We start from the raw sequence: 26,445 nt of genomic DNA, 5'->3' as shown, positions 1-26,445 counted from the left end.
GAACCCGGCACCGCGTGCCCGATATCGGAAATTCCAGCCACCCTCGGCGGAGGTCACCGAGTACCCCGCGTGACGGACCCCACGCCCCATCCCGTCCATACTCCCGTAACAATGGACTGTGATCTCTCCGGTCTCCCCGTTGCAGCGGAGCGCCCACCGGCCCAAGCCGGAGGCGACTCCCTACGTCGACCTCACCCGTGCCGAGTGGAGCGCGCTGCGCGAAAAGACGCCGCTCCCGCTGAACGCCGAGGAGGTCGAGAAGCTGCGCGGTCTGGGCGATGTCATCGACCTCGACGAGGTGCGGGACATCTATCTGCCGCTGTCCAGACTGCTCAATCTGTACGTCGGTGCCACCGACGGACTCAGAGGCGCCCTCAACACCTTTCTCGGCGAGAAGGGCTCCCAGGCCGGCACCCCGTTCGTCATAGGGGTCGCCGGGTCCGTGGCCGTCGGCAAGTCCACCGTCGCCCGCCTCCTCCAGGCCCTGCTCTCGCGCTGGCCCGAGCACCCGCGCGTCGAGCGGGTCACCACGGACGGTTTCCTGCTCCCCACCAAGGAGCTGGAGGCGCGCGGCCTGATGTCGCGCAAGGGTTTCCCCGAGTCGTACGACCGCCGCGCCCTGACCCGGTTCGTCGCCGACATCAAGGCGGGCAAGGACGAGGTGACGGCCCCCGTCTACTCGCACCTCATCTACGACATCGTGCCTGACCAGAAGCTCACGGTCCGTCGCCCCGACATCCTCATCGTCGAGGGCCTGAACGTGCTGCAGCCCGCCCTGCCCGGCAAGGACGGCCGCACCCGCGTCGGCCTCGCGGACTACTTCGACTTCAGCGTGTACGTCGACGCCCGCGCCGAGGACATCGAGGCCTGGTACCTCAACCGTTTCCGCAAGCTGCGCGCGACGGCCTTCCAGAAGCCCGACTCGTACTTCCGCAGGTACACCCAGGTCTCCGAGGAGGAGGCGCTCGACTACGCCCGCACGACCTGGCGGACCATCAACAAGCCGAACCTGCTGGAGAACGTGGCCCCGACCCGCGGCCGGGCGACCCTCGTCGTGCGCAAGGGCCCGGACCACAAGGTGCAGCGGCTGAGCCTGCGCAAGCTGTAATCCCGTACGACTATTCTGCGCCCATGCTGCACCTGCGCCTGATCACGCCCGCCGACCGCACCGATGACGTCGTACGCCTCATCGAGAAGACGGTCGGCACCACCCACCTCGTGGTCCTGCCGGGCGCCGCCCGCAACCCCGCGGGGGACGTCGTGATGTGCGACGTCGCGCGCGAGGCGGGCGACGAACTCATCGGCGGTCTCAGGGAGTTGGAGCTCGACAAGACCGGTTCGATCGCCGTCGAGGACATCGACCTGTCGCTGTCGAAGCGCGCCGACAAGGCGGAGGCCGAGGCGCCGGGCGAGGGCGCGGACGCGGTGCTGTGGGAGCACCTGGCGGACGCCTCGCACGAGGAGTCGACGCTCAGTGTCACCTATGTGGCACTGCTGGCGGTCGCGACGATGCTCGCGGCCTGCGGTGTGATGCTCGACAACGCGATCCTGATCGTCGGCGCGATGGCCGTGGGCCCGGAGTTCGGCCCGCTCGCGGGGATCTCCACGGCGCTGGTGCGGCGGGCCCCGCACCTGGTGTGGCGCTCACTGTGGGCGCTGCTCGCCGGTTTCGCGGTGGCGATGGTGCTGACGGCGGGCTTCAGTTGGCTGCTGGACCAGTTCGGGCTGTTCGAGCAGTCGATGGTGGAGGCGGCCCGGCCGAACACGGCCTTCATCTGGAACCCCGACTGGATGTCGTTCGTCGTGGCCTTCCTGGCGGGCATCGCCGGCACCCTGTCCCTCACGTCCGCGAAGTCGGGCGCGCTGATCGGCGTGGCGATCTCGGTGACAACCGTCCCGGCCGCCGCGAACGCCGCCGTGGCCTTCAGCTACAAGGACTACTCCCAGATGTGGGGCTCCACTTGGCAGCTCCTGGCCAACCTGGGCGGCATCATCCTGGCGGGCACCCTCACCCTGCTGCTCCAGAAGTGGTTCTGGGCCAGACAACGGACAAGCGTGCCCGTTTAGGGGCGCGGGGAACGGCGCAGTCTTTAGGGGCGCGGGGAACGCCGCAATCTTTTAGGGGCGCGGGGAACGCCGCAATCTTTTAGGGGCGCGGGGAACGGCGCAATCTTTTAGGGGCGCGGGGAACTGCGCGACAAGCCACGACGCTCCCGCAGCCCGCAACACACAGAACCCCCACCCCTACCCGGCGGCCCCGGCACTACCCCAGCGCAGACTTCACCGCATCAGCCAACCGCCCCGCCACCGACCGCGCATGGTCAATATCCGCAGCCTCGACCATGACCCGAACCAGCGGCTCCGTCCCGGAAGACCGCAGCAACACCCGCCCCGTAGACCCAAGTTCCCGCTCGGCGTCAGCCACCGCCGCAGCCAGCTCCGCAGACGTCCCCACCCGCGACTTGTCGACGTCGGGCACATTGATCAGCACCTGCGGCAGCCGCTCCATGACGGACGCGAGGTCCTGGAGCGTACGCCCGGTCTGGGCGACCCGGGCCGCCAGCAGCAGGCCCGTCAGCGTGCCGTCGCCGGTGGTGGCGTGGTCGAGAATGATCACGTGCCCGGACTGCTCGCCGCCGAGCGCGTAGCCGTGCTCCTTCATCTCCTCCAGGACGTAACGGTCACCGACCGCGGTCTGGATGACGGAGACTCCCTCGCGCTCCATGGCCAGCTTGAAGCCCAGATTGGACATGACAGTCGCGACAACGGTGTCGGAGCGCAGTGCGGAACGCTCCCGCATCGCCAGCGCGAGTACGGCCATGATCTGGTCGCCGTCGATCTCGGCGCCCGTGTGGTCCACGGCGAGGCAGCGGTCGGCGTCGCCGTCGTGCGCGATGCCGAGGTCGGCGCCGTGTTCGAGGACGGCGGCCCTCAGGAGGCCGAGGTGGGTGGAGCCGCAGCCGTCGTTGATGTTCAGGCCGTCGGGCTCCGCGCCGATCGTGATGATCTCGGCACCGGCGCGCGAGAAGGCCTCGGGCGACACCCGGGCGGCGGCGCCGTGCGCCTCGTCGAGGACGATCTTCAGACCGTCTAGACGGTTCGGGAGCACGCCGATGAGGTGGGCGACGTACTGGTCGAACCCTTCGGTGTAGGAGCGCACGCGCCCGACTCCCGAGCCGGTGGGGCGGTCCCAGGGAGCGCCGGTGCGGTGCTCGTCGTAGACGGCCTCGATCCGCTCCTCCAGCTCGTCGTCGAGCTTGTGCCCGCCGCGTGCGAGGAACTTGACGCCGTTGTCCGGCATGGCGTTGTGGCTGGCCGAGAGCATCACGCCGAGGTCGGCGCCGAGCACGCCGGTGAGATACGCCACCGCCGGGGTGGGCAGCACACCGACCCGCAGGACGTCCACGCCCGCGCTGGCCAGGCCCGCGACCACGGCGGCCTCCAGGAACTCCCCGGACGCGCGCGGGTCCCGTCCGACCACCGCGACCGGCCGGTGGCCCTCGAACGAGCCCGCCTCGGCCAGTACGTGCGCCGCCGCCACGGAGAGCCCGAGCGCGAGCTCGGCCGTCAGATCCGCGTTGGCGACACCGCGCACGCCGTCCGTGCCGAAGAGTCGTCCCACTTGTCCTCCTGAGGAAGCTTCAGAGTTCGGAAGTCATCCGATCACACGAGCCTTTGAGCACCTTGTGCCGTTATACGCCCATGTCTGTGATAAACGAACGCCCCGGCGGCACTGTGGCGTGCCGCCGGGGCGATCGGACGTACTACGCGTACTGCGACGCGTACGAGCAGGCAGCGAAGATTAACGCTTGCTGTACTGCGGGGCCTTGCGGGCCTTCTTGAGACCGGCCTTCTTGCGCTCGACCGCACGGTCGTCGCGCTTGAGGAAGCCGGCCTTCTTGAGGGCGCCGCGGTTGTTGTCCACGTCGGCCTCGTTCAGGGCGCGGGCCACGCCGAGGCGCAGGGCACCGGCCTGACCGGAGACGCCGCCACCCGAGATGCGGGCGATGACGTCGTAGCGGCCGTCGAGCTCGAGCACCTTGAAGGGCTCGTTGACTTCCTGCTGGTGCACCTTGTTGGGGAAGTAGTCCTCAAGGGTGCGACCGTTGATCTTCCACTTGCCGGTGCCCGGGACGATCCGGACGCGGGCGATGGCGTTCTTGCGACGGCCCAGGCCGGCGGCCGGCTGCGGGTCACCGAAGCGGCCCGCGAGCGACTCAGAGGTGTACTCGCCCTCGACGGGCACCTCGGACTCGCTGGTGTAGCTCTCGATGTCGACAAGCTCGGTCTCAGTCTCTTCGACCGGCTGCTCAACGGTGGTCTCGGCCACGATTCTCCTCAGATTCTTTTTCGTCTTAGGGGGTGGCCGGAACTACTGCGCGACCTGGGTGATCTCGAACGGCACCGGCTGCTGGGCAGCGTGGGGGTGCTGGTCGCCCGAGTAGACCTTCAGCTTCGAGAGCACCTGACGGCCCAGGGTGTTCTTGGGGATCATGCCCTTGATGGCCTTCTCGACGGCCTTCTCGGGGTTCTTGGCCAGCAGCTCGTCGTAACGGACGGAGCGCAGACCACCCGGGTAGCCGGAGTGGCGGTAAGCCATCTTCTGGGTCTTCTTGTTGCCGGACAGGTGCACCTTGTCCGCGTTGATGATGATGACGAAGTCACCAGCGTCGACGTGGGGGGCAAAAATCGGCTTGTGCTTGCCCCGCAGGATGTTCGCGGCAGTGGTCGCGAGACGACCCAGGACGACATCCTGGGCGTCGATGACGTACCACTGGCGAGTGATGTCGCCGGGCTTGGGGCTGAACGTACGCACGGTCGTAGCCTTCGCTTCTTCAGTGAGTGGGTCCTGACATGGCCACCACGGACGATCACGACAGCCCTGACCGCATGGCGGTGACGCATACCGCACGCTGGTCGCTGGTCATCGGCCCCGGTGGACCGGTGTAAGGGCCCCTCACGTGAGAATGAGCAAGCCAATACACATAACGAACTGCGAGCTTACCCGCGCTTCCCCGTACGGGTCAAAACGCGGGCCTCGCGGTCCGTGACTGGCTGGGGTGCCGGTGCGGGTCCGTCCGGCGCCGGGCGCCGGGCTGTCGCCACCGCGGCGGCCAGTACACAAAGAGTAAGGCAGTCCCGGAAGGCCCGGCGCGTCACCGGCTCCAGCCAGGGCCAGCTGAAACCCGGCACCTGCGGCAGCAGGGCGAGCCAGAACCAGGGGCCGCGGGCCACGGAACCCGGGTGCGGCACACCCGCGAGCAGCAGGGGCAGGACGACGAGCAGATAGTGGTCGTACGAGGGCCGGGACACCAGGAACGCCGAGAGCATCAGCGTCGCGGCGGTCTCGGCGAGCCGCAGCGGCCCGGGATCGGTACGGCTCCAGCGCCGGTACGCGCACCAGACCCCCGCGCCGGCGGCCGCGAAGGCGATCGAGGCCGCCGCCCCCTGCGGCACCCCGAGCCGGGCCAGCACCGCCCCCGGCGATGCCTCGTACATCCGTACGAAATTGTCGTGCCCCCGCAGCAGGAACGGCAGCGTCCGTGTGACGAATCCCGCAGGGTCGGGCATCAGCAGGGCCGCCCCGCCGGAGGCCACCGCGGGGACCAGCACCAGGGCGGCCAGCCCCCGCCACCGCCGGGCGAGGACGAAGAGCAGCGCCACCGGCGCGAGCAGCGGCTTCAGGACGATCGCTGCACCGATCACCGCCCCCGCCAGGACCCAGCGCCCGCGCACCGCGCACAGCAGCCCCAGCGGCAGCGCGGCCGCCGCCGTCACCGTCCAGTTGCCGAGCGTCACCAGGTGGCCGAAGGGTGCGAAGCCCAGCGCGAGCCCGGTCAGGCCGAGCACGGCGAAGCGGCTGCGGCAGGAGATCTCATGGACCCGGAGCGCACAGGCCCAGCCCGCCGCCAGCAGCCCGGTCACCGTCAGCGGGACCAGCACCCGCAGTACGGACAGCGGCAGCAGCGCCTGCGGGACGGCCGCGAGCACCGCGCCCGGCAGATAGAGGAAGTGCGGGTCGGCGTAGGGCGAGCCCCCGTCCAGCCAGGTCCGGGCCGCCCGGACGACGATCGCGTTGTCCATCCCGCCGTCCGAGCCGGCGCGCGCGACGTTCACCACCGGCACGTACAGCACCACGGCCAGCACCGCCCACGCATGCCAGGACGCCTGCCGCACGAACCACCCACAGATGTCACTTTTGCCCTCGTTCATGCAGGTCACGCTAGGGGCTCAAGTGCACGGTGAAGCGGAACGGCACCCCCCGACGCCCGTCTAAGATGCGGCGCATGAGTTATGGGCAGGGTGGGCAGGGGCAGCCCCCGTGGGATCCCTGGAAGCCGGGTTCTCAGCAGCCTCAGTGGGGCAGCCAGAACACCGATCGGACTCCCGACTGGGCGGCACTCGCCGAGGCGTCCGAGTCACGCAACAAGCGCCGCAGAGTGCTGTTCATAGGCGGCGGAGCGCTGGCCACGGTCGCGGTCGGCGCGGCCGTCGCCGTGGCCGTCGTGTCCGCGAACGGGGACAGCCAGGCCTCGAACCAGCCCTCCAACCTGCCGGCGACCGCGAACATCCCGAGCGAGACCACCGCTCCGGCCCCGTCGTTCGCGCCGACCTCGGCCCCTCCGCCGCTGGACCCCAAGGACTTCATATCCAGCGCGGAGAAGGACACGGCGGCGCTCAGCCCGGACATCCTCTTCCCCGGTACGCAGCTCACGATGGGTGACCGCGTCTACCGCAAGGGTCCGACGGCCGACACGAAGAGCTGCACCTCGGCCGCGAAGGGCACCCTGCCCCGGGTCCTCACCAAGAACGACTGCACGCGCGTCCTGCGTGTCACCTACACCAGGGACGGCGTCGCGGTGACGGTCGGCGTGGCCGTCTTCGACACCGAGGCCCAGGCGACCAGGGCCAAGGGCGACGCGGACAAGAAGAGCATCATCAGCTCGCTGTCCGGCAACAACGTCAAGTCCTTCTGCGACGCGGCGGTCTGCCGCTCGACCACCAACTCCTACGGCCGTTACGCCTACTTCACGCTCGCCGGTTTCACCAACGGCAAGGACGTGACGACCAAGGACACCAAGGTCTTCACGACCGGCGACGACCTCGCCGAGTTCGCCTTCCGGCAGATCCGCCGGCGGGGCGAGGCCCAGGCGTCGGCGGCGGCCAACGAGTAGCCGGGCCACCGCCGACGCGGGAGCCCGCTACTTGTGCTTCAGCCGCAGCCGGATCGGCACGACCGCCGACTCCAGCTGCGTACGCAGTGTCATCTTGGAGACCCCCTCGGTCCGCTCCTCGAAGCGGATCGGGATCTCCACCGCGCTGTGTCCGGCGCGTACGGCCTTGTACTTGAGTTCGACCTGGAAGCTGTAGCCCGCGCTGTCCAGCGTGGCCAGGTCGACATCGCGCAGGGTCGAAGCCGACCACAGGTTGAACCCGGCGGTGATGTCCCGGATCTTGGTGCCGAGCACGGCGCGCGCGTACCCGTTCGCGAAGCGCGAGAGCAGCACCCGGTGCGCGCCCCAGTCCTCGTCGAGCGAGCCGCCCTCGACGTACCGGCTGCCGATGACGAGCCCCACGCCGGTGGCCACGGCCGTGCCGAGCATCCGGGGGACGGCGTCCACGGGGTGGCTGCCGTCGGCGTCCATCTGCACGACGTACTCGGCGCCCTCGTCGAGCGCGGCGCTCATCCCGGCCGTGTACGCCCGCCCCAGACCGTCCTTCTCGGTCCGGTGCAGCACGCTCATCCGGCGCTGTCCGTCGGCGTTGTACTTCTCGGCGAGCTCCTCGGCGATCCGCCCGGTGCCGTCCGGACTGGAGTCGTCCACGATCTTCAAGTGGAGCCCGGCGAGCGGCAGTTGAAGGACCGCCTCAGCCATCCGGGGCAGATTCGCGGCCTCGTTGTACGTCGGCATCACCACGGTGACCGGCACCCCGGCGTAGCTCTCGTCCGTCATCTCTGTGTTCCCTCCCCAAAAGAGCCCTCCCCAAAGGGCCCCTCCCCTGCGGGCGCGGGCTTTCCCAGCGCCCGGAACTGCCAGCCCGCCGCGGTCCAGCGGTCCGCGTCGAGCACGCCTCTGCCGTCCACGATCCGCGGACGGGAGACCAACGAGGCGAGCCGCCCGGGGTCCAGCGCACGGAACTGCGGCCACTCGGTCAGATGCAGCACGAGGTCGGCCCCGCGCAGCGCCTCCTCGGCCGAGACCGCGTACCCGAGGAGCGGAAACGCCTTGCGGGCGTTATCCATCGCCTCGGGGTCGTAGACCGTGACGTCGGCACCGTCGAGTTTCAGCCGTGCGGCCACGTTCAGCGCGGGCGAGTCGCGGATGTCGTCCGAGTCCGGCTTGAACGCGGCGCCCAGGACGGCGATCCGCGCGCCCAGCACCCCGCCTCCGCACAGCTCGCGCGCCAGGGCGACCACCTTGTCCCGGCGCCGCATGTTGATCGCGTCGACCTCGCGCAGGAAGCCGAGCGAGACGCCCAGTTCGCCGGCGCGGTGGGCGAAGGCGCGGATGTCCTTGGGCAGACAGCCGCCGCCGAAGCCGACACCGGCACGCAGGAACTTGCCGCCGATCCGCTCGTCGTGCCCCAGGGCCTCCGCCAGTACGGAGACATCACCGCCCGCCGCCTCGCACACCTCCGCCATCGCGTTGATGAACGAGATCTTCGTGGCGAGGAAGGCGTTGGCCGCCGTCTTGACCAGTTCGGCGGTCGGGAAGTCGGCGGTGACGAGCGGGGTCCCGGCGGCGAGGACGGGGGCGTACACCTCTCGGAGGATCGCTTCCGCCCGCTCCGACTCGACCCCGAACACCAGCCGGTCCGGCCGCAGCGTGTCCTGGACGGCGAAGCCCTCGCGCAGGAACTCCGGGTTCCAGGCGACCTCCACGGCGTGCGCGTCCGCGAGCCGCCGGGCGGTCCCCACGGGCACGGTGGACTTCCCGACGAGCAGTGCGCCCTGAGACGCGTGCTCGGCGATCGCCGCGAACGCCGCGTCCACGTACGTGAGGTCGGCACCCTCGGAGTCCTTGCGCTGCGGGGTCCCGACACACACGAAGTGCACCTGGCCGAAAGCCGCCGCCTCCTCACAGGAGGTGGTGAAGCGCAGCCGCCCCGAGGCGAGATGCTTCCGCACGAGCTCGCCGAGCCCGGGCTCGTGGAACGGCACCCGCCCGGCGGCCAGCGCGGCCACCTTGTCGGGGTCGACGTCGACGCCGAGCACGTTGTGGCCGAGCTCCGCCATACAGGCGGCGTGGGTGGCACCGAGATAGCCGGTGCCTATGACTGTGAGCCGCATGAGCACGGCCTTTCCTACGGGAATCAGCAACGAAAAGGTGAGAGGTGAGCGGCGCTCAGGACGTCTTCGTCCAGATCTTGTACGTGCCCTTGCCGCCCGAGCTGAGCTTGAACGGGATCTCGCCGACCAGGCGGTAGTGCCCGCTCGCGCGCACCTGTCGCTCCAGGTACTTGTCGAACTCCGGGGTGGCGATGCCGTCCAGGACGACGAGGTCGAAGTAGCCGTCCTTCAGCGCGAGTCGGTAACCCTCGTTGCCGTGGTGGACGACGCCCTTCTTGTCCGCGTACCCGATGCCGTACGTCGAGGTCCACTGCGAGTGCTCCGTCTTGTCCCGCAGGTAGTAGACGGGAACCTCGTACGTGGCGCCCAGATACTTGCCCTTGGGCTTCATGTACGGCTCGATCGCCTTGACGAGCGGCGCCGAGTCCGGCCACAGGCCGAAGCGCCACTCCGACTGCGAGACGCCGAGGCACAGCGCGCTGACCCAGATCAGGATGCCCAGCTGGGGGTAGCGGAAGTGTTTGCCGACCAGGCGGATGACGCCGATCCCCGCCATCGGAGCGGCGAAGAGCAGACCGAAGTCCAGGTGCTTGTAGAGCGAGACGGAGGTCTGCAGATGGACCTGGTACACCGGGGCCAGCAACGCCGTACCGGTCAGCAGCAGCCCGAGCAGCGTGCGCCAGCGCCATCCCGGCCCGTGCAGCCCGTACGAGCGCGGGGACTCGTTCATCCGGCCCCGCCGCGCGTAGAAGTACGCTCCCGCGCAGGCCGTGGCGAACATCAGCCCGCCCCACTCCCCCGACTTCTCCAGGAGATCCCTGGCGGCCTCGGTGCCGTGCGCGCGGTTGGTGGTGGTCTGCTTCACGCCCGCCAGGACGTTGGTGTACATCAGACCGACGCCGGCGAGCACACCGGTGCCCACGGTCAGCAGGGCCGCCCGCAGCAGGGAGCGCCAGCCGCGGTGGTGCCAGGCCGTCAGCGCGGCGAGCACGATCAGCGTGGGCACGTACAGCGCGGACGCGTACTTCACCGCGACGGCGAGGACCATCACGGGTGCCGCGAGCAGCACGGCGACCGCGGGCGCCCGGTTGGTGCGTACGACGATCCAGGCGGCCAGCGCGAGAAGGAAGATCGCGGGCGCGTCGTAGGTGGCGAACCAGCCCAGCACGATCGTCGGCTGGGTGACCGCGAACAGGGCGGCGGCCACCAGCGCGACGCGCTCGTTGAACATGCGCCGGGTGAAGGAGTACAGCAGGCTGGTGGCGCCCAGCATGCACAGCAGGCTGAGCAGCCGCGCCCCGGACAGCCCGAAGTATCCGTCGACGCCCGCGGCCGCCACCGGGTACAGCATCGGCGAGCCAGAGAAGTACGACGCGTAATCGCTGTGCAGCGGTGCGCCGTTCATCAGGTGGTCGATGATGTTGTGCCCGGCCGCCAGGTACAGGGCCTCGTCCTGGAAGGCGGAGTTGGACAGCCGCAGCGACAGCACGGCCTGGATCGCCAGGACGAACAGCAGCACCCCGCGGCTCACCCAGGAGCGCCGCCGGCTGGGAGTGTCGTCCCACCCGGCGTCCGGCGTCTCGGGAATCGTGTAGGCGGGTTCGACGGGCACCTGCTCGACGGTGCGCAGCGCGTACGTGGGCTGGTCACTGTGCCGCTGCTCGGGGATGCCCGGGGTGTACTGCTGCTGTCCCTGGTACTGCTGCTGTTCCTGATACTGCCCTTGGTGCTGCCCCTGGTACTGCTGCTGGTACGCGGCCGGCTGCCCCTCGGAGTTGAACCACGAGCCGTCCTCGTCGTCCGCGCCGTACGGGTCGTAGGGCTGCGGCGTGTAGTGGTTCTGTCCGGCGTTCATCGCGACTTCCGTACGTCGAAACCGAAGAGGTCGTTCGCGGCGAGGCGCTTGAACTCCTCAAGGGCCAGCGGGCTCGCCTCCAGCCGCCAGTCGGCACGCTTGCGGTGGTTGAACCAGATGAAACCGATCATGTTGTCGTCGGCCTCCACACCCGCGAAGAGGTTGCGGATGTCGGCGCGGCGCCGCTCGCCGGGCATGGACCCGGTCTCCAGGAGCAGCATGGGCTTCTTGGTGAAGGTGCGGATCTGGTCCCGGGACGGACCGAAGACACTCTCGAAGGCGTTGTCCTCGCCGATCGTGAAGTAGCCGACGAGGCCGACCCAGTCGACATAGCTGTCGCCCGGGTAGTACGGCTTCAGCTTGACGCTCTTGACCGGGTTGATGATGTTGGGCGCCCAGGCCCAGATCACATTCGAGGCCCCGGCGTCGAGGAACACGTCGTGGATGTGCCGCCAGGCGGCCACGTACTGCTGGGGCGTGACGTTCTGGGTGCCCCACTTCTCCCAGTGGCCGTTCATCTCGTCGGCGAAGTCGATCACGACGGGCAGGTTCAGCTTCCGGACCGCCGTCGCGTACTTCTTGATGTACGCGTCCGACTTGCCGGCCGCGATGTCGGTGAACGAGACGTCGAAGGGCTCCCAGGACATCAGCGTCAGGGCGCCCTCGCCCCAGGCCTTGCGGACCCCGCTGGCGTCGAAGCCGTCGCCCCACCCGGCGTAGTACTCGATCAGGTTCGGCTGCTTGCCGGTCATCTTCTTGTACGCGTCGACGTTCTTCATCGAGGTGGGGGCGCCCGCGACGGCCGCCCCGTAGTACTTCTTCGCCGGCTTGAGCAGCGGGACGACGTCGTAGGGAACGTCCGACTCGGCGCTCGCCGAGGGCTTCGACTTCGCGCCCCCGGAAGAGGCCGACGCGTCGGCGTCGTCGCCGAGCAGCGAGCAGCCGCTGAGCATGAGCAGCGCGGAGAGCGCGAGCACGGCGGACCGTGCACGGGTGAACAGCATCAGGCGGCCGCCTCGGCTCGGGGCTGGACCAGAACCCGGCCCACGACGAGGGCGTAGAAGAGTCCGGAGGACAGGATCAGGGCGAAGTCGGGGGCGTTCATGGTGAACATCCGCCACGCCCCGGCGCCCACCCAGATCAGGGCGGTGCCGCCACTCCACACCCACATGCCGATCCAGAAGCGCCGGGTCTTGTTCTTCTTGGCGCCGGAGGAGCCGGTCGGCTGCCAGCCCATGCGGTTCTTGCGGAGGATGTCCCAGATCGCGAAGACATGGGCCCAGCCGTACATCATGCGGGCCGCCCAGGCCTCCAGCCGGTAGGGGGCCCGGTGCCACATCGGGAAGATGATCGTGGTGTAGACGATGCTGGGTATCACCAGGAGCAGATGCTCGACCTTGAGCTTCTCCGGCATCATCAGCAGCAGCACGATCGGGATCACCGGCGCCGCGAAGGTGAACAGCGCCGTGTGGATGTAGTAGAAGAAGCCCGACATGTAGCAGAGGCGGCTGGACAGCTTGATCTTCCGCTGCCAGAACTTCTTGCTGCCGAGCAGGCTCATCGAGCCCGAGCACCAGCGGTACTGCTGGTTGAAGAAGGCGCCCGCGCTGTCCGGGCACACCCCGGTGGACACGGCGACCGGCACATACCGCAGGTCCCAGCCCAGGCCGCGCAGATCGAAGCCCGTGTGGACATCCTCGGAGTGCTCGATCAGCGTCGTACCGCCGTTGGTGTCCAGGGCGGCCCGCCGGTAGATGGCACAGGAGCCGACGCATATCGCGCCGTCGCTGCCCTGCCGGGACACCTGGACGGAACGGTAGAACAGCTCCTGCACGGCGCCCGCACCGCGCTCGATCCAGTTCTGCGAGTCCAGGACGCGGAAGTACTGCGGCGACTGGACGATCCCGACGCGCGGGTCCTCGGCCATGTACGGCAGCAGCTCTTCGAGCAGGTCGGCGCGCGGCGTGAAGTCGGCGTCGAGGATGAGGCAGAACTCCCCGTCCGACTGGCCGAAGCCGAAGTGCAGATTGCCCGCCTTCTTGAACCAGCCGCGGTTCTCCCGGGTGCCGTAACGGAACCCGAAGTCATGGGCCATCGCCTCCAGCTCGGAGCTGGCCCCGTCGTCGAGCACGAACGGCACACAGACACCCGGATACCGGTCGGCCATCGCCCGCACATGCGTCCAGGTGTTGTGCAGCACCTCGATGGGCTCACCGCACACCGGCAGGAAGACGTCGACCGAGGGATAGACCTCGGGCCGCCAGTTCGCCACCAGACGCCGGTGGTGCTTGATGTCGAAGTCCCGCGTGAAGCCGTTCACCCGCAGCGAGATCAGGTAATAGATCACCGTGAAGACGAGCAGCGGCGTGTAGATCCACAGCACCGGCGTCGACTGGGCCAGCTTGAACTGACTCACGATCAGACACAGGAAGCTGACCAGCGAACTGATCGTCAGAATCCACAGATGCCGCTTGGCGTACGAGTACTTCTCAGCCTCGCTGGGCGGCAGCGGCAGCAATCCCAGGGAAACCTGTCCGCCGCGCCCAGCTCTTCGCCTGCCGCTCTGCCGCGTAGTGCGGCGCCCACCCGTGCGGACAGGCCCAACTGAACTCATGCAAAACCTACCCCCGGGCCGGAAGTGACCCGATGACCCCCACCTGACCCAGCCACCCCATATCGAACTATTGGCCGGGAGACGAAATGCTATCCGAGGGGTAAGAATGATGTAAGAGTCAACTAGCGACTTACGCCCGGTAAGTCCCGACATGTGACTCATCTGCGTGGAAATTACAGGTAACTAATAGGTTTCACACTTGGTACACCGGTTGCGCACGGGTCAGCGACTGCGGCTCTCCAGGAGCTCGACCGTCAGATGGTGCAGCCGCTCGGTGCGCACGACCCTGAACTGCTGGGCCAGCGCCGCGGCCGTGCGCGCTCTCATCACGGAGTGCGCACCGCCCGTCGGGGTCGACACCCGCCAGAGGCGCCGATAGCCGGCCAGGCAGTCCGCGGGCACATCGCACTCGGCCGCCGAGTACCAGCCGATCTCCTGAGGCGTCAGCCTCATCAGGACATCCTTGGGACGGGCACCCCCGCGCAGCTCGTACGCCATGGCCTTGCGCTCGCTGAACTCGCCGTCGTAGACAATTCCGTCACCGGGGCGCTCTCCAGCCCTCACGATGCGTCCCGCGCCCGCGTAGTCGGGCTCTCCCGGGAGGTCCTGACGGGCCGTCGCGACCGCGGGGAACACCTGGAACGCGAATCCGGCCACGGCTCCGGTCACCAGCACCCAGCCCGCCGCCCGCCCCCGGCGCCCCGTCCACCCCAGGCGGATCAGCCCCTCCGCACATCGGTCGGCACCGGCCGCCGCGAGCAGCAGCCAGGCCGGGATGGTGAACAGCAGATACCTGGGCAGGAAAAGATGGAGCCGGTCGGACGTGAGGAAGGTCAAAGCCGGCGGCAGCGCCGCCCAGACCGCCGGCATCAGCGCCTTGTGACCGGCCATCAGCAGCCCGACGACGCCGAGCGCCATCACCACCACGCCGGCGAACCAGGACCCGAACAAATCCCTCGGGTACGTGGCCACGTCCAGAAGGCTCGCTTCGTTCCATGCGATCTGGCCGGCCTGCCCCGAGCCCTTGGCGACCATCGGGAGGAGCATCGACGTGCCCATCACCACCGCGCAGCCGAACGCCCAGTGCGCGAAGTGGTGACCACCGCGTCTGGCCCTCAGGACCGCCACGCCATGGGCCGCCACCACGCTGAGAGCCACCAGGTGGCTGAGCCCGGTCAGGGCGACCGCCAGCGTGTAGAGCGTCCAGATCCTGAGCGTCGGCCGCTCCAGAGCACGCAGCAGCAGAAGCGTCGCGAGCAGGGAGAAGAACACCGCGAAGGCGTAGGGGCGCGCCTCCTGCCCGTACCGCGTGACCGTCGGGACCAGGGCGAACAGCAGGCCCGCCAGCAGCCCCGCGCGGCGCGTGAACAGCTGCCGCCCGATGAGTCCCAGCAGCCCCGCCGACGCCGCCATGGCGAGCCCCTCGGGCAGTCGCAGGGCGGTCGGCGAGGTGCCGACGAGTGCGATCCAGACGTGCATGGAGGCGTAGAAGGGCGTGAAGACCACGTCGATGTGCTCGATCAGAAAGCCCAGGTCCGGGTACCCGATCGAGGACGCCCACCAGGTGCAGTGTTCGTCGCGCCACAGCTGGCGATGGCCGATGCTGGGCAGGACCCAGGCCATCGCGACGGCCATGGGCAGCAGGAAGACGAGGAGCGCGGCCCACCGTTCCCGTGCCGGCCGGTCGGCGGCTGCTGTCCCGGCGGCACACGGCGGGCGGACGGCGAGATCCGCGGTGGAGGAGGTCATCGCTTCACCCACACCCGGAAGCTGTCATCGTTGTCGCCGTACGGCACGGCCGCCAGCAGGCGGTACTTGCCACTGCTTCGCACGGCCTCGGTGATGACGGGGTTCATCCGCCGCATGGCGACCCCATCGAGCACGACCAGATCGAACCAGCCGTCGGCGAGCGCCTTGCGATAGCCGTCCACGCCTTGGTGCATGGTTCCATGGGCGTCCTTGTAGTCGATGTAGTAGAGCGACGACCACCGGGTCGCGTCGGTGATGTCGTGCATGTAGTACACGGGCACCTCCGGCGTCTCGGCGAGGTAGTGACCCGCGCCCGGGGTGACGTGTTCCCTGAGCACCGCGTTGAGCCGGCTCATATCGGGCCTTGAGCCGAACCACTCGGTCGACTTGGTCAGCCCCACACAGAGCGTGGCGACCCACAGGACACAGGCGAGTTGGGGAAACCGGAAGTGCGCGCCCACGAGCCGGGTCAGTCCGACACCGGCCATGGGCGCGGCGAACAGCAGGCCGAATCCCACGTGCTTGTTGAGCGAGATGGTGGCGGCCAGGTGGATCTGGTAGGCCGGGGCCAGCAGCGCTGTGCCACAGAGCAGCAGACCCAGCAGGACACGCCAGCGTCTGCCCGGGTCGCCGAGTCGCTCTGCCTGCGGCGATTCGTTCATCCGGCCCCGGCGGGCGTACGCGACGGCGCCGAAGCACGCGGTCAGGAACATCAGACCGCCCCAGACAGCGCTCAGCCACAGCAGGGCCCCCGGCCCGTCGGTGCCGTGCACCCGTGCGGTGGTGGTCTTGCGCACACCTTCGAGTACGTCGCTGTAGTAGAGCCCGGCGACGACCGGAACGGCCACACCGATCACGAGCAGCACGGCACGTACGAGGCTCGACCTGCCGCGGTGCGGCCAGGCGACGACTGCGGCGAGCACGACCAGCGTCGGCAGAAAGAGCCCGGCGGCGTACTTGGTGGCGACCGCGAGGACCGCGACCGGTGCGGCCGGGAGCACGGCCGCGAGAGGTGCCCGGTCGGTCCGTACGATGATCCAGGCCGCCAGGGCGAGCAGGAAGATCGCCGCCGCGTCGTAGGTGGCGAAATAGCCGAGCATGATCGTGGACGGGATCACCGCGTAGAGCGCGGACGCGGCGAGCGCCGGCCGCTCGCTGAACAGCCGCCGGGTCATGGCATATACGAACGTGTTGGCGCCGAGCATGAAGAACAGGCTCAGCAGGCGGGCGCCTTCCAGTCCGAACTTGGCGTCGACCACCGCGGCCACCACCGGATACAGCAGTGGAGAGCCCGAGAAGAACTGCCCGTAGTTCATCGGCATCGGTGTGCCGTGCAGCAGATGGGCGATCTGCGCATGACCGGAGCTGAGGTACAGCGCCTCGTCCTGGAACGCGGTGTTGTGCAGCCGCAGCGACAGCGTCGCCTGAAAAGCCAGGATGCACAGCAGGATCGCCCGGCTGATCCAGGTGCGCCGGCTGCAGCCCGCCATGCTCCAGGCCGCCTCGGGGACCACCGGGACGCGATACGGGACCGTCCGTTCACCGGATTGCGGTCCTGCCGGGTGGACCACATGGGCCCGCTCGGTGGACGTCATCGAACCCCCCGCACGTCGAAGCCGTAGAGACGGTCCGCGGCGAGGCGCCTGAACTCGGCGAGGCCGTCCGGATTCACCGACAGCCGCCAGTCGGAGCGCTTGTTGTAGTCGAACCAGGCGAATCCGATGATGTCGGGGGCGGCCGAGACGCCGTCGAACAGGGCACGCACATGGCTGGCCCTGCGCTGGCCGGGCATGGCGCCCGTCTCCAGGACGATCATCGGCTTCTTGCTGTACCTGCGCACCTCTGTGGTGGTCGGCCCGAACAGGCCATCGAACGTGTGCGGGTCCCAGTCGGTGAAGTATCCGATCAGGCCGACCCAGTCGACGTAGTTGTCGCCCGGGTAGAAGGGGCTCAGGTCCGTGTGGCTGCCCGGTTCGATGATGTTCGGCGACCAGGCCCAGATCACGTTGGTCGCGCCGACGTCCTCGAAGATGTCGTGGATGTGCCGCCACGCCCTGACGTACTCCCGTGGCGTGGTCTCGGTGATCCCCCACTTCTCCCAGTCGCCGTTCATCTCGTCCGCGAAGCTGATCACGGTCGGAAGGTTCAGGCGGCGCGTCGCCTTCGCGTACTTCTCGATGTAGTCGTCGGACTTGCCGTCGGCGATTTTGGTGAGGGAAAGACTCTGCGGCTCCCAGGACACGACGGACAGCGCGCCGGAGTTCCAGGCGTTGCGCACGCCCGTGGCGTCGAATCCGTCGCCCCAGGCGGCGTAGTACGCGATGAGGTTCGGCCTTTTGCCGACCATCTTGGCGTAGTCGTCCACCGGCTTCATGGAGTGCGGGGCTTCGGCCCGGGAGACCCCGAAGTACTTCTTCGCCGGCTTGAGCAACGGGCGTACGTCGTACGTCAGCTCCTGGGGCGCGGCCGCCGCCGAGGCGTCGGCCCTGTGGGCGGTGGAGCCCGGGGCGCAGGCCGTCACCGCGAGCGTGGCGGCGGTGAGGGGCACGAGCATGGCGGCGGTGGCACGGGCGAGGCGCATCAGTTGGCTCCGATCGAACGAGGCTGCAGCAGGACCCGCCCGACGATCAGGGCGTAGAAGAGTCCCGAGGACAGAAGGAGGCCGAAATCGGGAGCGGAGAGCGTGAGCATGCGCCAGGCCGCGGCGCCCACCCACAGCAGTGAAGTTCCGCCGCCCCACAGCCACAGGCCGATCCAGCGCCTTCGGGCCCGGCTCTTCTTGGTGGCCGAGGCGCCGGTGGCCTGCCAGCTCATGCGCTGGCCGCGCAGGATGTCCCAGATCGCGAAGACGTGCGCCCAGCCGTACATCATGCGGGCCGCCCACGCCTCCAGGCGGTAGGGAACCCGGTGCCACAACGGGAACACGATCGTGGTGTAGAGGACGCTGGGCAGCACCAGCCAGAGGGTCTCGACACTGGGCTTGTCCGGGAACGCCAGCAGCAGCACGATCGGGACCACCGGCGCCGCGAAGGTGAACAGCGCCGTGTGGATGTAGTAGAAGAAGCCCGACAGATAGCAGAGCCTGCTGGACAACCTGAGCCTGGTCTGCCAGAACTTCGCGCTGCCCAGCAGGCTCATCGAGCCGGCGCACCAGCGGTACTGCTGGTTGAAGAAGGCATCGGCGTTGTCCGGGCACACCCCGGCCGACAGCGCGACCGGCACATAGCGCAGGTCCCAGCCGAGGCGGCGCAGGTCGAAGCCGGTGTGCACATCCTCCGAGTGCTCGATCAGAGTGGTGCCGCCGTTCTCCTCCAGCGCCGCACGCCGGTAGACGGCACAGCTGCCGACGCAGATCGCCCCGTCGCGGTCCTGCCGGGAGACCTGAACGGCCCGGTAGAACAGCTCCTGGACCGCACCCGCCCCGCGCTCGATCCAGTTCTGCGCGTCGAGTACCCGGAAGTACTGCGGGGACTGGACGATCGCGAGCCGCTCGTCCGCCTCCATGTACGGGAGCAGTTCCTCCAGCAGATCCGCGCGGGGCGCGAAGTCGGCGTCGAGGATGAGGATGTACGCGCCGTCCGTGCAGCTGAATCCGAAGTGCAGATTCCCGGCCTTCTTGAACCAGCCGCGGTTGGTACGGGTGTCATAGCGGAAGCCGAAGTCGGCGGCCATGGCGCGCAGTTCGGGGCTGGCCGAATCGTCCAGGACGAACGGCTTGCAGACGCCCGGATAGCGGTCCGCGAGCGCCCGCACATGCGTCCAGGTGTTGTGCAGCACCTCGATCGGCTCACCGCACACCGGCAGGAAGACATCGACCGCGGGATAGGCCGCCGGGCGCCAGCCGCGGACGAGCCGCCCATGCTGCGCGAGGTCGAAATCGCGAGTGAACAGGTTCACCCGGAGCGAGATCACGTAGTAGAGCAGCGTGAACGTCAGCAACGGGGTGAACATCCACAACAGGGGGGTGGAGGAGGCCAGTCTGAACTGACTCAGCATCAGACAGCCGATGCTGACCAGCGAACTGACGGCCAGCACCGGCAAGCGGCGCTTGGCGTAGGCGTATTTTTCGACGTCCGACGGGGGCGCGGGCAGCAGACCCGGCGACGTCGGCGCGCTCGCCGTGGGCCGCAGGGTTGGCTGCCGTCTTGTCCCGGGGCCCACCACACGGGCGGCCTCGACTGAACTCATACGGATCTCCACAGACCGCCCGCCTCGCACCGGACGAGGCGACGCTCGGGGAAATCTAGGTCGGGCTTCCACGGCCGCCGCGGTGACGCGGCCGTAAAGATCCACACTTAACCCGAACTACTGGAACGCTTACCCGAAGTGCCGTATAAGTACGGAAATACCCTAAATCATCCCGCACTCAGCAGCAGCCCGCCCCCGGCAGCGTCCGCTTGTTCCGCGCTTCCTTGTTCCGCGCGGCCAGCAACTCGTCGGCCGGGTAGCCGACTTCCTCCAGCGTCAGCCCGTGCGGCCGTACGACATGAACAGCCGAATCCCGTATGCCGGCGCCCAGCACCTTCCCGGGCCAGTCCGGCCCGCGGTGCCCGTCCCCCACGAACAACAGCGCCCCGATCAGCGACCGCACCATGTTGTGGCAGAAGGCATCGGCGCGAACGGTCGCGGTGATGATCCCGTCCTCATCCCGCACCAGGCTCAGCTCCTGGAGCGTACGAATGGTCGTGGCGCCCTCGCGCCTCTTGCAGTAGGCGGCGAAGTCGTGGTGTCCGACGAGCCGTTGGGCGGCCTCGTTCATGGCGTCGACGTCAAGTGGCCAGTCGTGCCAGAGGATGTGATTGCGCAGCAGCGGATCCACTCCCCCGGCGTTGTCCGTCACCCGGTACGCATACCGCCGCCAGACCGCGGAGAACCGCGCGTTGAACCCGCTGGGGGCTTCCCTCAGCGACCAGATCCGCACGTCCTTCGGCAGCCGTCCGGCCATCCGCTTGAGCAGCTTCTCCTCGTGCTCGGCCCACAGCTCCTCGGGCAGATCGACATGCGCCACCTGCCCGCGCGCGTGCACACCGGCGTCGGTGCGCCCGGCGACGGTCAGCTCGTACGTGGTGTCCTTCGACCGGGTGACCGTCCGCAGCGCGTCCTCGATCTCCCCCTGTACGGTCCTGCGCCCGCTGGCCTGCTTGGCCCACCCGGAGAACGCGGTCCCGTCGTACGACAGATCCATCCGCACCCGCACGAAACCGGGCTGTGCTTCGTCACTCACACCTAGATCCTCTCAGCACCGCAACCACTTCGAATACGCGAAAGCGGGCCCGCCCCCGAAGGGACGGACCCGCTCACAGCAAGGCAGTGCCTCAGGCGTCCTTCGACTCCTCGGCGGGAGCCTCAGCGGCGTCCTCGACCTTGGCGTCCTCGACGACCTCGGCCGGAGCCTCAGCCTTGACCTCGGCGTCCTTGGCGGCACGCTTGGTGGCCGCCTCGGCCTCACCGGTGGCCTGCTGGGCCACGGTCAGGGCCTCCACCAGCTCGATGACAGCCATGGGCGCGTTGTCGCCACGACGGTTACCGATCTTGGTGATACGGGTGTAGCCACCCGGGCGGTTCTCGTAGCGGGGGCCGATCTCGGTGAAGAGCGTGTGCACGATGCTCTTGTCCGTGATCACCGCGAGCACCTGACGGCGGTTGTGAAGGTCACCCTTCTTCGCCTTGGTGACCAGACGCTCCGCGTACGGGCGCAGGCGACGGGCCTTCGCCTCGGTGGTGGTGATGCGGCCGTGCTCGAAGAGCGACTTCGCGAGGTTCGCGAGGAGCAGCTTCTCGTGCGCGGCGCTGCCGCCCATACGGGCACCCTTGGTGGGCTTCGGCATGGTGTTTCTCCTAGGTGTCTGCCCCGGCCGTATCAGGTACCGAGGTCAGTGTCCGAGCGGGCGATCACCCGTCGGAGACCCGCGCCCCGTAAGGGGCGCGGGGCGGTGTCGATATGCGACTCCGTCGCGTGGGCGCGACCAGCCACAACGGTCCCGCAGCCAAAAACCGGCAGTCGGTCCCGAGCTCTTAGTACTGCTCGGTCTCGACGAACCCGGCGTCCGCGTCGTCGTCGGCACCAAAGGCGTCGGCGGCAGCGGTCGGGTCGAATCCGGGCGGGGAGTCCTTGAGCGCAAGGCCCATCCCGGCGAGCTTGGCCTTGACCTCGTCGATCGACTTCGCACCGAAGTTGCGGATGTCGAGCAGGTCAGCCTCGGAGCGGGCAACGAGCTCACCCACGGAGTGGATGCCCTCACGCTTGAGGCAGTTGTACGACCGAACGGTGAGCTCGAGCTCCTCGATCGGCAGGGCGAGATCAGCGGCGAGGGCGGCGTCCGTGGGGGACGGGCCCATGTCGATGCCCTCGGCGTCGATGTTGAGCTCGCGGGCGAGTCCGAAGAGCTCGACCAGCGTCTTGCCCGCGGAAGCCATGGCGTCACGCGGACGCATGGCCTGCTTGGTCTCGACGTCGACGATCAGCTTGTCGAAGTCGGTGCGCTGCTCGACACGGGTCGCCTCGACCTTGTACGTGACCTTCAGAACGGGCGAGTAGATGGAGTCGACCGGGATACGGCCGATCTCCTGGCCCACCTGCTTGTTCTGAACGGCGGAGACGTAACCGCGACCGCGCTCGACGGTCAGCTCCATCTCCAGCTTGCCCTTGCCGTTGAGCGTGGCGAGGACGAGGTCGGGGTTGTGCACCTCGACACCGGCCGGGGGCGCGATGTCGGCGGCGGTGACCAGACCCGGACCCTGCTTGCGCAGGTACATCACGACCGGCTCGTCGTGCTCCGAGGAGACGACGAGCTGCTTGATGTTGAGGATCAGGTCGGTGACGTCCTCCTTGACGCCCGGCACGGTGGTGAACTCGTGCAGAACGCCGTCGATCCGGATGCTGGTGACAGCCGCACCGGGGATCGAGGAGAGGAGCGTGCGACGCAGGGAGTTGCCGAGGGTGTAGCCGAAGCCCGGCTCCAGCGGCTCGATCACGAACCGGGAGCGGAATTCGTCGACGACCTCTTCGGTCAACGAGGGACGCTGAGCGATCAGCATGAAGTGAATCCTTCAGTCATGGACACCCACTATTTGATGTCCTTGAGTACTGCAAGGGTACGGGCGATACGGCCCTTTTGCGGAGCCGTACCGCCCGAAAACCTCAAACCACCAGCCCGTGGCCGTGCGTCAGACGCGACGGCGCTTGGGCGGACGGCAGCCGTTGTGCGGCGTGGGGGTGACGTCCTGGATCGAACCGACCTCGAGGCCCGTGGCCTGGAGGGAACGGATCGCGGTCTCACGGCCGGAGCCGGGACCCTTGACGAAGACGTCAACCTTGCGCATGCCGTGCTCCTGCGCGCGGCGGGCGGCCGACTCGGCGGCCATCTGCGCGGCGAAGGGGGTGGACTTGCGCGAGCCCTTGAAGCCGACGTGGCCGGCGGAGGCCCAGGAGATCACGTTGCCCGAGGGGTCCGTGATCGAGACGATCGTGTTGTTGAACGTGCTCTTGATGTGAGCGTGCCCGTGAGCGACGTTCTTCTTTTCCTTGCGGCGCACCTTCTTGGCGGCGCCCTGACGACCCTTGGGGGGCATCTATTACTCCTACGGGGAGGTGGTCGGTCCTACAGCGAAGACCGCTGGTGAAGCGTTGTCCGCTGAGGACTACTTCTTGCCCGGCTTCTTCTTGCCGGCGATGGCGCGACGCGGGCCCTTGCGGGTACGAGCGTTCGTGCTGGTGCGCTGACCGTGGACGGGCAGGCCACGACGGTGGCGCAGACCCTGGTAGCAGCCGATCTCAACCTTGCGGCGGATGTCGGCCTGAATCTCGCGACGGAGGTCACCCTCGGTCTTCAGGTTGGCGTCCACGTACTCGCGGATCTTGACCAGCTCCTCCTCGGAGAGGTCGCGAACGCGGGTGTTCGGGTTCACACCGGTCTCGGCCAGCGTCTGCTGGGAAAGGGTCCGGCCGATGCCGAACACGTAGGTGAGGGCGACCTCCACACGCTTTTCACGCGGGATGTCAACACCGGAAACGCGTGCCATTCAATGGCTCCAGTTGTCGTTCGGAGGTCTTCCGCAGAACCGAATCCCGCCCGCCGTCGTCTCCTCTTCGGAAGATTCGGTACGAACCGGGTCCCCGGCCTCCGACCGGGGGTGTCAGGGCTAATGAGATTCAGCCCTGGATTCTGCGTATGAACATGTACTGCTTGCGTCGCGCGAAGTATCTGCGGGTGCAGAAGGTGCGGTCGTGCGTCAGCCCTGGCGCTGCTTGTGGCGCGGGTTTTCGCAAATGACCATGACCCGGCCGTGACGGCGGATCACCCTGCACTTGTCGCAGATCTTCTTGACGCTCGGCTTGACCTTCATTAGGTGAGGTTCTCCGGGTCAGTGCCACCCCCCGCGTCCCGGAACCGGGAACACGGAGTAAAGGCAAGATCTACTTGTACCGGTAGACGATCCGGCCACGCGTCAGGTCGTACGGAGACAGCTCCACCACGACCCGGTCGTCAGGGAGGATGCGGATGTAGTGCATACGCATCTTGCCGCTGATGTGTGCCAGGACCTGGTGGCCGTTCTGGAGCTCAACCTTGAACATGGCGTTCGGCAGAGACTCGACGACAGTGCCCTCGATCTCGATGGCACCTTGCTTCTTGGCCACGCTTCGCCCTTCGAATCGACTACCTTGATCGACTTCGCACGCTTGCATGCAGACATGCGGGTGCACGAGAGCCGACGAGTCAGTCTACGTCAGGGCCCTCGGAAAGACGAATCGAGAAAGAATGCCCTGCAATGGAGATCCTTAAGCCAGAGGGTCCGGCGCCGCGGTGATTGCGTACTCCGCCGGCTTGGCCTTGCCGCCATCAGGCGCCGTCAGAACCAGCGGGCCCTCCGCCGTCAGGGCGACCGAGTGCTCCCAGTGCGAGGACCAGGTGCCGTCGGTCGTGATGACTGTCCAGTCGACCGATTCCCCACGCCCCTCTCTCCGACCGGCGGTCGCGGCGAGGGCTGTCTTCACGCGAGCGGATCGGGGGCGGCAGTGATTCCGTACTCCGCCAGCTTGGCCTTGCCACCATCAGGCGCCGTCAGAACCAGCGGGCCCTCCGCCGTCAGGGCGACCGAGTGCTCCCAGTGCGAGGACCAGGTGCCGTCGGTCGTGATGACTGTCCAGTCGTCCTCAAGCACATCGGTCTTCGGGGTGCCCAGGGACACCATCGGCTCGATGGCGAGGCAGAAGCCGGGGACCAGCTTCGGGCCCTTGCCGCGCTTGCGCTCGACGTAGTTCAGGAGGTGCGGGTCCATGTGCATCTCGGTGCCGATGCCGTGGCCGCCGTAGTCCTCGATGATCCCGTACTTGCCGCCGCCGGGCTTCGGCTGCCGACGGATGTACGTCTCGATGGCGCGGGAGACGTCGACCAGGCGGTTGCCGAGCTTCATGGCCGCGATGCCGGCCCACATCGATTCCTCGGTCACCCGGGAGAGCTCGATCAGCTCCGGAGCGTGACCGGAGCCGACGAACGCGGTGTAAGCGGCATCACCGTGCCAGCCGTCCACGATCGCGCCGGCGTCGATGGAGATGATGTCGCCGTCCTTCAGAACGGTCTTCTCGTCCGGGATGCCATGGACGACGACCTCATTGGCCGACGTGCAGATGGTGGCGGGAAACCCGCCGTACCCCAGGAAGTTCGACTTCGCCCCGTGCTCGGCGAGCACCTTCCGGGCGACATCGTCCAGGTCCTTCGTCGTCGCCCCCGGCACGGCCGCCTCACGCGTGGCCGCATGGATGGCCGCGACGACCAGCCCCGCCTCACGCATCTTGGCGATCTGCTCGGGGGTCTTGATCTGCACCATCAGCTCTGCCTTCTCACGGGTGCGAGTCCGGTTTTGTACACCACAACAGTACGGCCCCGGCGGAGTGCAGCACGAGGTCACCCCGGACGCGGCCGCACCCCGGTCAGCGCCGGGTGAGTACCGGGGAACCAGCGACCCTCGTCGGTCAGCTTCGCCGTCCGGAAGCCGGACAGCCGAGTGGTCCTGCCGTCCAGGCCGACCAGGAGCAGCTGCTTGCGGAACTCACCCTTGCCGGGGGCGCAGCGCTCAGGATCGCACCGCCAAGCGATGAGGTGACTGTTGTCGGCCCACGCGAGCAACTGCTGTCCGGGGACTACCGCGGCCCGCTTGCCGGTCTTCACATTGCGTATTTCGGAGACGATCTTATCGCCCTCCCCCACGAAGGCGCCGGCCACCAGGTTTCCGTCGGGGGACCGGATCGCCTCCGGGTAGGACGGACTCGCCTCCTGATCCGGCGCCGGCATCTTCTTGCCGGTCACGTCGTAGAAGATCCTGCCCGCCTTGGTGTTCGCGGCTCCCCACACCAGCTCCCCGTCACGGCTCCAATAGAAGTCCTGACGCCCGTCGGCGGGGGCCTGCTGCCCGCCCTTCTCAGCCGGCAACTTGGCGAAGTCCACCTTGCCGGAGGCGACATCGATCACGTAGAAGCCGGTGCGGCTAGTCGGTCTTCTCGCATCGCTCGGTGGCCGTGTTGAGCAACCGCCACTCGTAGGTGCCGATCGCGTTCCCGTTCGGCTGCTTCACGAGCTTCATCGCGTAATACGCCGAGACGGCAACCTTCCCCGCCGCGATCAGCTCGCGAGGCGGCGACTGATCCGGATGCGCCGCCACGCCCGTGGCATCTGCCACCAGACCTCCATCTGGTAGCTGGAGAGTTGGCCGATGTTCTCGCCCTTCTTGTCACAGCCGGAGTCGCCACCGTCGTCGATGGTCCACAGCCGCGACGTAATGCCGGCGCTGTTGCTGCCCCACAGAGAACCGGACACCCCGTACCCGTCGGCCGACGTGTCACACACCGAGAACACGTCGCCGTCGTCGTGGAAGAGGCGGCTGGAGTCATTCCGTGGTCGCGCGCATGGCGGCGACGACCGGCACCGACGTCTCCGT

General features: G+C 68.2%; 26 protein-coding genes and 1 pseudogene. 3 read left to right on the top strand and 24 right to left on the bottom strand.

Annotation, left to right across the window (positions count from 1 at the left end):
- The first annotated feature begins 118 nt into the window (after nt 1-118).
- Nucleotides 119-1,108 (top strand): type I pantothenate kinase, encoded by a 990-nt coding sequence (coaA, locus tag AB5J50_RS30445; protein WP_327431021.1) that lies wholly within the window; start codon nt 119-121, stop codon nt 1,106-1,108.
- 23 nt (nt 1,109-1,131) lie between these two features.
- Complete coding sequence (locus tag AB5J50_RS30440) at nt 1,132-2,067, top strand: DUF389 domain-containing protein (RefSeq protein ID WP_327431020.1); 936 nt, start codon at nt 1,132-1,134, stop codon at nt 2,065-2,067.
- A 196-nt stretch (nt 2,068-2,263) separates the two neighbouring features.
- Here AB5J50_RS30440 and glmM read toward each other — a convergent pair whose 3' ends face one another.
- The 4 genes from glmM to AB5J50_RS30420 form a co-directional block, all read right to left on the bottom strand.
- A complete protein-coding gene (gene glmM, locus AB5J50_RS30435; RefSeq protein WP_369261349.1) occupies nt 2,264-3,622 on the bottom strand; it encodes a phosphoglucosamine mutase in 1,359 nt (452 codons plus the stop codon).
- A 180-nt stretch (nt 3,623-3,802) separates the two neighbouring features.
- Nucleotides 3,803-4,330 carry a 30S ribosomal protein S9 gene (gene rpsI / locus AB5J50_RS30430; protein WP_327431018.1) on the bottom strand — a complete coding sequence of 176 codons (528 nt, stop codon included), beginning with the start codon at nt 4,328-4,330 and terminating at the stop codon, nt 3,803-3,805.
- A gap of 42 nt (nt 4,331-4,372) precedes the next feature.
- Nucleotides 4,373-4,816, bottom strand: a complete 444-nt coding sequence (gene rplM / locus AB5J50_RS30425) for a 50S ribosomal protein L13 (protein WP_319206688.1) — start codon at nt 4,814-4,816, stop codon at nt 4,373-4,375.
- Between the two features lie 185 nt (nt 4,817-5,001).
- Entirely contained in the window at nt 5,002-6,213 is a 1,212-nt protein-coding gene (locus tag AB5J50_RS30420; protein ID WP_369261348.1) for a glycosyltransferase family 87 protein, read from the bottom strand.
- A gap of 74 nt (nt 6,214-6,287) precedes the next feature.
- Here AB5J50_RS30420 and AB5J50_RS30415 point away from each other — a divergent pair, with 74 nt between their 5' ends.
- Nucleotides 6,288-7,175: a hypothetical protein gene (locus AB5J50_RS30415; RefSeq protein WP_369261347.1), complete on the top strand. Its 888-nt coding sequence runs from the start codon at nt 6,288-6,290 to the stop codon at nt 7,173-7,175.
- 27 nt (nt 7,176-7,202) lie between these two features.
- Here the strand turns inward: AB5J50_RS30415 and AB5J50_RS30410 are convergent, their stop codons facing one another.
- The 20 genes and pseudogenes from AB5J50_RS30410 to AB5J50_RS30315 form a co-directional block, all read right to left on the bottom strand.
- Nucleotides 7,203-7,955, bottom strand: a complete 753-nt coding sequence (locus AB5J50_RS30410; RefSeq protein WP_369261346.1) for a polyprenol monophosphomannose synthase — start codon at nt 7,953-7,955, stop codon at nt 7,203-7,205.
- Nucleotides 7,952-9,292, bottom strand: coding sequence for a UDP-glucose/GDP-mannose dehydrogenase family protein (locus AB5J50_RS30405; protein WP_369261345.1), 1,341 nt, complete (start codon nt 9,290-9,292; stop codon nt 7,952-7,954). Before AB5J50_RS30405 ends, AB5J50_RS30410 begins: the two co-directional genes overlap by 4 nt.
- Nucleotides 9,293-9,347: 55 nt before the next feature.
- A complete protein-coding gene (locus AB5J50_RS30400) occupies nt 9,348-11,147 on the bottom strand; it encodes an ArnT family glycosyltransferase (RefSeq protein WP_369261344.1) in 1,800 nt (599 codons plus the stop codon).
- Nucleotides 11,144-12,151 carry a glycoside hydrolase family 26 protein gene (locus AB5J50_RS30395; RefSeq protein ID WP_369261343.1) on the bottom strand — a complete coding sequence of 336 codons (1,008 nt, stop codon included), beginning with the start codon at nt 12,149-12,151 and terminating at the stop codon, nt 11,144-11,146. Before AB5J50_RS30395 ends, AB5J50_RS30400 begins: the two co-directional genes overlap by 4 nt.
- Nucleotides 12,151-13,566, bottom strand: a complete 1,416-nt coding sequence (locus AB5J50_RS30390) for a glycosyltransferase family 2 protein (protein ID WP_369265549.1) — start codon at nt 13,564-13,566, stop codon at nt 12,151-12,153. The genes AB5J50_RS30395 and AB5J50_RS30390 overlap by 1 nt, the downstream gene beginning before the upstream one ends.
- A 417-nt stretch (nt 13,567-13,983) precedes the next feature.
- Complete coding sequence (locus AB5J50_RS30385) at nt 13,984-15,510, bottom strand: glycosyltransferase family 39 protein (protein WP_369261342.1); 1,527 nt, start codon at nt 15,508-15,510, stop codon at nt 13,984-13,986.
- Nucleotides 15,507-17,105 carry an ArnT family glycosyltransferase gene (locus AB5J50_RS30380; RefSeq protein ID WP_369261341.1) on the bottom strand — a complete coding sequence of 533 codons (1,599 nt, stop codon included), beginning with the start codon at nt 17,103-17,105 and terminating at the stop codon, nt 15,507-15,509. Before AB5J50_RS30380 ends, AB5J50_RS30385 begins: the two co-directional genes overlap by 4 nt.
- Nucleotides 17,102-18,091 carry a glycoside hydrolase family 26 protein gene (locus AB5J50_RS30375; protein WP_369261340.1) on the bottom strand — a complete coding sequence of 330 codons (990 nt, stop codon included), beginning with the start codon at nt 18,089-18,091 and terminating at the stop codon, nt 17,102-17,104. The genes AB5J50_RS30380 and AB5J50_RS30375 overlap by 4 nt, the downstream gene beginning before the upstream one ends.
- Complete coding sequence (locus AB5J50_RS30370) at nt 18,091-19,506, bottom strand: glycosyltransferase family 2 protein (protein ID WP_369265548.1); 1,416 nt, start codon at nt 19,504-19,506, stop codon at nt 18,091-18,093. Before AB5J50_RS30370 ends, AB5J50_RS30375 begins: the two co-directional genes overlap by 1 nt.
- Nucleotides 19,507-19,876: 370 nt before the next feature.
- Nucleotides 19,877-20,734: a tRNA pseudouridine(38-40) synthase TruA gene (gene truA, locus AB5J50_RS30365; RefSeq protein ID WP_369261339.1), complete on the bottom strand. Its 858-nt coding sequence runs from the start codon at nt 20,732-20,734 to the stop codon at nt 19,877-19,879.
- Nucleotides 20,735-20,825: 91 nt separating this feature from the next.
- Nucleotides 20,826-21,338 (bottom strand): 50S ribosomal protein L17, encoded by a 513-nt coding sequence (gene rplQ, locus AB5J50_RS30360; protein ID WP_327431007.1) that lies wholly within the window; start codon nt 21,336-21,338, stop codon nt 20,826-20,828.
- A 187-nt stretch (nt 21,339-21,525) separates the two neighbouring features.
- Nucleotides 21,526-22,548, bottom strand: a complete 1,023-nt coding sequence (locus tag AB5J50_RS30355; RefSeq protein WP_003966937.1) for a DNA-directed RNA polymerase subunit alpha — start codon at nt 22,546-22,548, stop codon at nt 21,526-21,528.
- Nucleotides 22,549-22,677: 129 nt separating this feature from the next.
- Nucleotides 22,678-23,082 carry a 30S ribosomal protein S11 gene (gene rpsK / locus AB5J50_RS30350; RefSeq protein ID WP_003956432.1) on the bottom strand — a complete coding sequence of 135 codons (405 nt, stop codon included), beginning with the start codon at nt 23,080-23,082 and terminating at the stop codon, nt 22,678-22,680.
- Between the two features lie 69 nt (nt 23,083-23,151).
- Nucleotides 23,152-23,532 (bottom strand): 30S ribosomal protein S13, encoded by a 381-nt coding sequence (rpsM, locus tag AB5J50_RS30345; RefSeq protein WP_148010033.1) that lies wholly within the window; start codon nt 23,530-23,532, stop codon nt 23,152-23,154.
- A 210-nt stretch (nt 23,533-23,742) separates the two neighbouring features.
- The gene (rpmJ, locus tag AB5J50_RS30340; RefSeq protein WP_003998809.1) at nt 23,743-23,856 is read right to left on the bottom strand and encodes a 50S ribosomal protein L36; all 114 of its coding nucleotides are present in this window, start codon (nt 23,854-23,856) and stop codon (nt 23,743-23,745) included.
- Between the two features lie 70 nt (nt 23,857-23,926).
- Nucleotides 23,927-24,148: a translation initiation factor IF-1 gene (infA, locus tag AB5J50_RS30335; protein ID WP_003948620.1), complete on the bottom strand. Its 222-nt coding sequence runs from the start codon at nt 24,146-24,148 to the stop codon at nt 23,927-23,929.
- 141 nt (nt 24,149-24,289) lie between these two features.
- Nucleotides 24,290-24,448: pseudogene (locus AB5J50_RS30330) on the bottom strand (type I methionyl aminopeptidase); the annotation flags it as partial.
- Nucleotides 24,449-24,501: 53 nt separating this feature from the next.
- Nucleotides 24,502-25,338 (bottom strand): type I methionyl aminopeptidase, encoded by an 837-nt coding sequence (gene map / locus AB5J50_RS30325; RefSeq protein ID WP_369261338.1) that lies wholly within the window; start codon nt 25,336-25,338, stop codon nt 24,502-24,504.
- A gap of 77 nt (nt 25,339-25,415) precedes the next feature.
- Nucleotides 25,416-25,979: a hypothetical protein gene (locus AB5J50_RS30320; RefSeq protein WP_369261337.1), complete on the bottom strand. Its 564-nt coding sequence runs from the start codon at nt 25,977-25,979 to the stop codon at nt 25,416-25,418.
- A gap of 150 nt (nt 25,980-26,129) precedes the next feature.
- Nucleotides 26,130-26,363, bottom strand: coding sequence for a hypothetical protein (locus AB5J50_RS30315; RefSeq protein WP_369261336.1), 234 nt, complete (start codon nt 26,361-26,363; stop codon nt 26,130-26,132).
- Between the last annotated feature and the right edge of the window lie 82 nt (nt 26,364-26,445).

The organism is Streptomyces sp. R35, assembly GCF_041053035.1.
Taxonomy (GTDB): Bacteria; Actinomycetota; Actinomycetes; order Streptomycetales; family Streptomycetaceae; genus Streptomyces; species Streptomyces lutosisoli.
The sequence above is the reverse complement of the archived record's forward strand: the minus strand, read 5'-3'. Positions and strand labels throughout refer to the sequence as shown.

Coding starts and splice junctions, on each gene's coding strand:
- AB5J50_RS30440 (WP_327431020.1), top strand. CDS start 1,132: ATGCTGCACCTGCGCCTGATCACGCCCGCCGACCGCACCGATGACGTC.
- AB5J50_RS30420 (WP_369261348.1), bottom strand. CDS start 6,213: ATGAACGAGGGCAAAAGTGACATCTGTGGGTGGTTCGTGCGGCAGGCG.
- AB5J50_RS30415 (WP_369261347.1), top strand. CDS start 6,288: ATGAGTTATGGGCAGGGTGGGCAGGGGCAGCCCCCGTGGGATCCCTGG.
- AB5J50_RS30410 (WP_369261346.1), bottom strand. CDS start 7,955: ATGACGGACGAGAGCTACGCCGGGGTGCCGGTCACCGTGGTGATGCCG.
- AB5J50_RS30405 (WP_369261345.1), bottom strand. CDS start 9,292: ATGCGGCTCACAGTCATAGGCACCGGCTATCTCGGTGCCACCCACGCC.
- AB5J50_RS30400 (WP_369261344.1), bottom strand. CDS start 11,147: ATGAACGCCGGACAGAACCACTACACGCCGCAGCCCTACGACCCGTAC.
- AB5J50_RS30395 (WP_369261343.1), bottom strand. CDS start 12,151: ATGCTGTTCACCCGTGCACGGTCCGCCGTGCTCGCGCTCTCCGCGCTG.
- AB5J50_RS30385 (WP_369261342.1), bottom strand. CDS start 15,510: ATGACCTCCTCCACCGCGGATCTCGCCGTCCGCCCGCCGTGTGCCGCC.
- AB5J50_RS30380 (WP_369261341.1), bottom strand. CDS start 17,105: ATGACGTCCACCGAGCGGGCCCATGTGGTCCACCCGGCAGGACCGCAA.
- AB5J50_RS30375 (WP_369261340.1), bottom strand. CDS start 18,091: ATGCGCCTCGCCCGTGCCACCGCCGCCATGCTCGTGCCCCTCACCGCC.
- AB5J50_RS30370 (WP_369265548.1), bottom strand. CDS start 19,506: ATGCTGAGTCAGTTCAGACTGGCCTCCTCCACCCCCCTGTTGTGGATG.
- rplQ (WP_327431007.1), bottom strand. CDS start 21,338: ATGCCGAAGCCCACCAAGGGTGCCCGTATGGGCGGCAGCGCCGCGCAC.
- AB5J50_RS30355 (WP_003966937.1), bottom strand. CDS start 22,548: ATGCTGATCGCTCAGCGTCCCTCGTTGACCGAAGAGGTCGTCGACGAA.
- rpsK (WP_003956432.1), bottom strand. CDS start 23,082: ATGCCCCCCAAGGGTCGTCAGGGCGCCGCCAAGAAGGTGCGCCGCAAG.
- rpsM (WP_148010033.1), bottom strand. CDS start 23,532: ATGGCACGCGTTTCCGGTGTTGACATCCCGCGTGAAAAGCGTGTGGAG.
- rpmJ (WP_003998809.1), bottom strand. CDS start 23,856: ATGAAGGTCAAGCCGAGCGTCAAGAAGATCTGCGACAAGTGCAGGGTG.
- map (WP_369261338.1), bottom strand. CDS start 25,338: ATGGTGCAGATCAAGACCCCCGAGCAGATCGCCAAGATGCGTGAGGCG.